Source organism: Psychrobacillus sp. (genome assembly GCF_056205495.1).
Genome location: NZ_JBAEAP010000302.1, coordinates 1 through 5,001, shown reverse-complemented (window position 1 = coordinate 5,001; position 5,001 = coordinate 1). Strand labels below are relative to the sequence as shown.

Sequence of the window (5,001 nt, the reverse complement as noted above, 5' to 3'; positions counted from 1 at the left end):
TGTGCTGTTTGCTCGGTTTCTGATGGGACCATTACATTTGAAATTAGAAAATAGGAGGCGATGGCTATTGCTGCTAATGCAAGGAGGGCGGGAAATATTCTACGTTTTTTCTTTTCCGTTCGTTCCTTTATCGCTAGCCATGTATTTCGTCTTGCTTCATTAGAGCGTTCGACATGCTTCATTTCCTCAAAAAGCTCATCAAATTCCTTTGACGGTTCCATTTACATAACCTCCTTTTTGATGAAATTCCTTTTTTAGTGCCTCAAGTGCACGCATCATTTTCATCTTGACCTTCGCCTCGGTCCATCCGAGAATGAAGGCAGTTTCCTGGATGGAGCATTCCTGGATTTTTCGCAGAATGATCACCTCTTGATAATCCTTCTTTAGTAAGCGCAAGGAATCATACATCCGTGTCAGCTTTTCTTTTTGTTCGATGTGACCTTCTGGGGAAAGCCCCTTTGTCTCTATATCATGATTCTTTTCAAATGAAAAAAACTGAACAACTCGTTTTCTCCTGAAATAATCATAGGTAACATTGCGAGCAATTTTTAGGATCCACGTAGCAGTGGATGCTTGTTTATCAAAGGAAGCAAATCCCTTAAATGCTTTGTAAAAGGTTTCCTGTGTAAGGTCCTCGGCACTTTCTTTATGACGGACAAGTAAATAAATATAGCCGTAAACCCGGTCGCTGTGATCTCTATATAGCTGTTCCATCTCCATCTCCTGACCCCCTTAGTGCAATAGACGAACGAATAAATGAAAAGTATCGTTTTATTTAAGTAAAATGTGAATTATCCAATAAAGTACTAGTGAAATAGCCTATTACTAATTAAACACAACCAATCTTATCTCTTTATATTGATTGAAGCGGCAGGCGACGACTCCAGTGGGATGAGTGAGACAGATAAGCCATCACAACCACGCGCGTAATCGAGGGGTGATGGCTTATCGCCCACCCCACGGAAAGCGTCCGACTAAAGCGAAAATCAATTCTACATTCTCATAAAACATCATTTACACTTCATTATTCTCTTTAATTAGTTCGTATTTTAATAATGAAATACATCCTCTTCTATTTTACCTTTTAAGGAATATTTTGTATCCAAAACATTCGGCACGCTTTTAATAGGTTAAAAGTTTATAATGAGAGAAGCTAAATGATGGGAGGCACAGAAAATGATTGTCCATTTTTATACAAGACCAGGTTGTCATTTATGTGAGGACGGAAGAATGATGCTGAAGCTGGTACAGGAGGACGTGCCATTTCAAATAGTGGAGCATAATATAGAAGAAGATGATCAGCTGCACGAAAAATTTATGCTCATGATTCCGGTTGTGGAATATCAAGGGGAAATCATACAGTACGGGAATCTCGACTATGCGACACTGCTGGAAGCATTAGAAAAATAATGCTTCCAAACACATATATTGCTATTTGGAATATATTAAAGTATTATGATTATAGAAATTAAATTTTTTTTAAGTAGATGGGACATTTTTAATACATGTGGGACAAATATGTCACCACTAGCGTGGGATGTGACAAATGGATTCTTTTCTAAGTGCACAGCTAAAGCTAATGCCAGAGATGAGTGAGCTGCTTCAGAAGAGGTATCGTATTCTCCAAACTATCCAGCTGACCAGAGGTATTGGCCGTCGGGTTCTTGGAGAACAGCTAGACTTAACGGAGCGTGAAACTCGTAAGGAATTGGACGCTCTAAGGACTCAAGGCTTGATAGAGGTTTCTCGTGAGGGAGCGGCTATTACAGCAGAGGGCAATGAGGTTTTGATAGATTTAAAAGAAGTAGTCCGTATGTGGTCTGGTCGATCACAAATGGAGCTAATGTTAAAGAAATATTTAAATATAAAAGATGTGATTATTGTTCCGGGAAATGTAGATACTGATACCAACACATCTATGCTTTTATCCCAGGAGGCAGCAAAGTATTTAGAGAGTATTTTACTGGATGAATACATCGTTGCAGTTACTGGTGGATCAACGATTGCATCCATCTCCCATGCCATGACCGAATCGTCCAGATGGAAGGATTTGTTGTTTATTGCGGCAAGAGGAGGGGTAGGGAAGGATGTCAGGCTACAAGCAAATACCATTGCGTCTTTGTTTGCTAGCAAGATGAATGGAACCTACCGGACGTTATATATACCGGATCGCTTAAGCGAAGAGGCATATATGACGATGAAGAAGGAGCCTTTTATCCAAGAAATGATGGACCTTTATGAAAGGACAAACATCATTATTCATGGAATAGGCGATGCATTAGAGATGGCCAAGAGAAGAAATTCGAGTGACGAGGAGATTGAGCTTCTAACAAGTAGAGGTGCAGTCAGTGAATCGTTTGGCTATTATTTCAACAATCACGGTGAAGCTGTTCACCATATTCGCACAATCGGTGTTCAATTAAATCAGCTTCAGCATATAGAGCATCTGCTTGCAGTCGCAGGCGGGGCAAAAAAAGCCAACGCGCTTATTTCTTATTTCAAGCAGGCTCCATTGCAAACTGTTCTCGTAACAGATGAAGGTGCAGCCAATGAAATGATGAAAGTAATCCCAAAAAACATTTAGGAGGAATTTTATTATGACAGTAAAATTAGCTATTAACGGATTTGGACGTATCGGACGTAAAGTTTTCAGAGAAGCATTAGAGCAAAAGGATTTAGAAGTAGTAGCAATCAATGACTTAACAGATGCAGCGATGCTTGCTCATTTATTAAAATATGATTCTGTACACGGTATCTCAAATGCAGATATCACTTCAGAAGGTGAATACCTAGTAGTAAACGGGAAAAACATTCAAGTATTCGCAGAAAAGGATCCTTCTGTACTGCCTTGGAAAGACCTTGGAGTAGACATCGTAATCGAATCTACGGGTGTATTCAGCACAGTTGAAAAAGCTGGTAAGCATATCGAAGCTGGAGCTAAAAAAGTTATTCTTTCTGCACCAGCAAAAGATAATATGCCAACATTCGTTATGGGTGTAAATGAAGATAAATACAACCCAGAAACAGATCACGTAGTATCAAACGCTTCTTGTACAACAAACTGCTTGTCACCAGTGGCAAAAGTATTACAAGATAACTTTGGTATCAAACGCGGAATGATGACAACAATTCACTCATTCACAAATGACCAACGTATCCTAGACTTGCCACATAGCGACTACCGTCGTGCTCGTGCAGCATCTGAATCTATGATTCCTACAACAACTGGAGCAGCGGCTGCAGTAGCGAAGGTTCTTCCTGAGCTAAAAGGTAAATTAGATGGTATGGCTGTTCGTGTACCAACACCAAACGTATCTCTAGTTGACTTTGTAGCAGAGCTAGACAAAGAAGTAACAGTAGAAGAGTTAAACGGCGTGCTTCGTAAAGCTGCTGAAAATGAACTAAAAGGAATTCTTGAATATAACGAGCTTCCATTAGTATCAATCGACTATAACGGCAACACTGCTTCTTCTACAGTAGATGGTCAATCTACAATGGTATTAGGAGATAACCTTGTTAAAGTATTAGCTTGGTATGACAACGAATCAGGATACTCTGCACGTTGTATCGACCTTGCATTATTGATGGCAAAAAAAGGGTTATAATTTCTCGCTAGATACCGAGAAACATTAGTGTTTGGATAGCGTTTAAGTATAATAACCTCTATAATAAAAGAGGGTAAAGGAGCAAAGGTTACCCCTTTTGCTCCTTCTTTTTTTAGTAGGCAATTCAATTACATAAGGAGGCTTATTTCATGAAGGAAAAACAAACAATGAGCGATGTAACGTTAAAGGGAAAACGCGTCTTTTGTCGTGTAGACTTCAATGTACCAGTAGAAGACGGTGCCATTACAGATGATACTCGTATTCGTGCGGCACTACCTACGATCCAATATTTAATCGAGCAAGGAGCGAAAGTGATTCTTGCAAGCCATATGGGTCGCCCAAAAGGGGAAGTAAAGGAAGAGCTACGTTTGACAAAGGTTGGCGAGCATTTAGCTAAGCTATTGAATAAGCCTGTAACTAAATTAGATGAATCAATTGGAGAACAAGTAGAACAAGCGATCTCAGCAATGAATGAGGGCGATATTGTTTTATTAGAAAATGTACGCTTCCACGCTGGAGAAGAGAAAAATGATCCAGAGCTAGCAAAAGCGTTTGCAGCGTTAGCAGATGTGTATGTCAATGACGCATTCGGTGCAGCTCACCGTGCGCATGCAACAACAGAAGGTATTGCGAAGCTTTTACCAGCAGTATCTGGACTCTTGATGCAAAAGGAATTAGATGTACTAGGAAAGGCTTTATCCACACCTGAACGTCCTTTCACGGCGATCATTGGTGGTGCGAAGGTAAAGGATAAAATCGGTGTCATCGATCATTTATTGGACAAGGTAGACAATATCCTAATCGGTGGTGGATTGTCCTATACGTTCACGAAGGCGCAAGGCCATGAAATTGGTACCTCTCTTTTAGAGGAAGACAAAATCGACCTAGCGAAGTCCTTCCTTGAAAAGGCGAAGGAAAAAGGCGTGAACTTCTATCTACCGATCGATGTAGTCGTTGCGGATGAGTTTTCAAAGGATGCCAACACGAAGGTCGTGCCGGTAGACCAAATTCCTTCCGACTGGATGGGCTTGGACATCGGACCTGAAACAGTAAAGCTGTATGATCAAGTCATTAAAGACAGCAAGCTGATCATTTGGAATGGACCGATGGGTGTGTTTGAAATGGATGCTTTTGCAAACGGAACGAAGGGTGTTGCGACTGCGATGGCTGAAACTGCTGGCTATACGATCATCGGCGGAGGAGACTCAGCCGCTGCAGTAGAAAAATTTGATGTAGCAGATAAAATGGACCATATCTCAACTGGTGGAGGAGCTTCCTTAGAGTTTATGGAAGGTAAGGACTTACCAGGCGTATCGGCACTAAACGATAAGTAATTGGAGGAGATTTTATTATGCGTAAACAAGTAATCGCAGGAAACTGGAAAATGTACAAATCA

At 40.6% G+C, this 5,001-nt stretch carries 6 protein-coding genes; 4 read left to right on the top strand and 2 right to left on the bottom strand.

Translation table 11 applies throughout. From position 1 onward, the window contains the following. Nucleotides 1–221: hypothetical protein (locus AC06OU_RS08830; protein WP_475855264.1), on the bottom strand; the 221-nt coding region annotated here is incomplete at its 3' end. Beyond that, nucleotides 199–720 carry an RNA polymerase sigma factor gene (locus tag AC06OU_RS08825; RefSeq protein WP_475855263.1) on the bottom strand — a complete coding sequence of 174 codons (522 nt, stop codon included), beginning with the start codon at nucleotides 718–720 and terminating at the stop codon, nucleotides 199–201. The genes AC06OU_RS08825 and AC06OU_RS08830, both read right to left, overlap by 23 nt. Before the next feature lie 456 nt (nucleotides 721–1,176). On the opposite strand from AC06OU_RS08825, the gene AC06OU_RS08820 reads away from it, so the two are divergent. From AC06OU_RS08820 to AC06OU_RS08805, 4 genes are all read left to right on the top strand, one after another. Then, nucleotides 1,177–1,410 carry a glutaredoxin family protein gene (locus AC06OU_RS08820; protein WP_475855261.1) on the top strand — a complete coding sequence of 78 codons (234 nt, stop codon included), beginning with the start codon at nucleotides 1,177–1,179 and terminating at the stop codon, nucleotides 1,408–1,410. Between the two features lie 136 nt (nucleotides 1,411–1,546). Further along, nucleotides 1,547–2,584 carry a sugar-binding transcriptional regulator gene (locus AC06OU_RS08815; RefSeq protein WP_169359697.1) on the top strand — a complete coding sequence of 346 codons (1,038 nt, stop codon included), beginning with the start codon at nucleotides 1,547–1,549 and terminating at the stop codon, nucleotides 2,582–2,584. A 13-nt stretch (nucleotides 2,585–2,597) separates the two neighbouring features. Further along, nucleotides 2,598–3,605: a type I glyceraldehyde-3-phosphate dehydrogenase gene (gene gap / locus AC06OU_RS08810; protein ID WP_251555752.1), complete on the top strand. Its 1,008-nt coding sequence runs from the start codon at nucleotides 2,598–2,600 to the stop codon at nucleotides 3,603–3,605. 167 nt (nucleotides 3,606–3,772) lie between these two features. Continuing rightward, complete coding sequence (locus AC06OU_RS08805) at nucleotides 3,773–4,939, top strand: phosphoglycerate kinase (protein ID WP_475855266.1); 1,167 nt, start codon at nucleotides 3,773–3,775, stop codon at nucleotides 4,937–4,939. The last annotated feature ends 62 nt before the right edge of the window (nucleotides 4,940–5,001 follow it).

Excerpts from the sequence above, each read along its gene's own strand:
- AC06OU_RS08825 (WP_475855263.1), bottom strand. The coding sequence starts at position 720 with ATGGAGATGGAACAGCTATATAGAGATCACAGCGACCGGGTTTACGGC.
- gap (WP_251555752.1), top strand. The coding sequence starts at position 2,598 with ATGACAGTAAAATTAGCTATTAACGGATTTGGACGTATCGGACGTAAA.
- AC06OU_RS08815 (WP_169359697.1), top strand. The coding sequence starts at position 1,547 with ATGGATTCTTTTCTAAGTGCACAGCTAAAGCTAATGCCAGAGATGAGT.
- AC06OU_RS08820 (WP_475855261.1), top strand. The coding sequence starts at position 1,177 with ATGATTGTCCATTTTTATACAAGACCAGGTTGTCATTTATGTGAGGAC.
- AC06OU_RS08805 (WP_475855266.1), top strand. The coding sequence starts at position 3,773 with ATGAGCGATGTAACGTTAAAGGGAAAACGCGTCTTTTGTCGTGTAGAC.